General features: G+C 48.4%; 1 protein-coding gene. It reads right to left on the bottom strand.

All coding sequences use genetic code 11. From position 1 onward, the window contains the following. Positions 1-1,086 (bottom strand): RHS repeat domain-containing protein (locus BKK47_RS12720; RefSeq protein WP_244149134.1); only part of this gene is annotated, 1,086 nt, incomplete at both ends.

The following is a 1,086-nucleotide window of genomic DNA, read 5'->3' as shown; positions in this document are numbered from 1 at the left end:
TTATCATGCTCTTCCTTCGCATCCATGATACCTGCCGCAATAAGAATGCCCGCCACAGCAGTTCCTACATAGGCTAATCCTTCTAAAATCCAAGGGACTGCCGGTGCAAGTGCGGGGGCAAATAACCCCAGTGGATCGATTTGATTCTGCACCGTTCCCTCAAACCGATAAAGATTCATCCCACCCTGCAACCCTATCGGGTCTTGTGTCGTAAACCGTCCCGTCATCGGTTCATAATAACGTAGGAAGTTATAATGTAACCCCGTTTCTTCATCAAAATATTGATTCTGTAAACGGAACGGTTGGTGTCCTTGGTTTTGTTGGGCTAGATGGCGGTCATAGTGTAAACCGCCCCACGCATCATAGCGTCCCCGCCAAATCACTTTGCCTTGGCTGTCCGTCATCTCCCTTGGTATGCCGATTTGGTCGCAGTGGAAGTAGTTTATCTCGTGCTCAATTCGGTTGCCCTGTTCATCCCTGCGGTCAATACATTGCGCCAGCGGCTCGTAGCTGTTCGGGTGGCGGTAGATATAGGTAATATAGGTAAAAGTGCGGTCGTTTTCTTGCGCGTTTTTACCTTTTTGAATTTCCTGCACTAAGTGGCTACCGTCCCAGACGAACAGGGTGTGGATTTCAGGCTCACCCTGTTTGTTTAATTTCGCTTTGGCTATCCGTCTGCCGACGGCGTCATAATAATAAACCCAACGTTCTTTTCGGTAGCGGGTGGTAATCTCCGCACCTATCAAACGGTCGTGTAAGTCGTAGCGGTAACGGACCCGATTGTCTTTGTCATAGGTGGTTTCAAGGGTATTACCTAAACTGTCGTAAGTAAAACCCACGCCGGCATAGTGGCTGATTCGGTTGTTCTTGATGATTTGGTTGTCGCGCTCAATCAGATTATGTGCCGGGTCAAAACGAAACCGTTCATCATGGGGTGCGCTGCCGTTTCTTTCGGTGTGTGCGTGTTCAATACGTCCTAACGGGTCATATTGATAGGTGGTTTGGCTGCACTCAAATTGTCCGCTTGTAAACAAGGTGGTCTCACTTTGTTGTAAGTTTCCGCTTAGGTCATAACTAAAGGTTCGC

The organism is Rodentibacter mrazii, from assembly GCF_001998825.1.
Lineage (GTDB): Bacteria > Pseudomonadota > Gammaproteobacteria > Enterobacterales > Pasteurellaceae > Rodentibacter > Rodentibacter mrazii.
The sequence above is the reverse complement of the archived record's forward strand: the minus strand, read 5'-3'. Positions and strand labels throughout refer to the sequence as shown.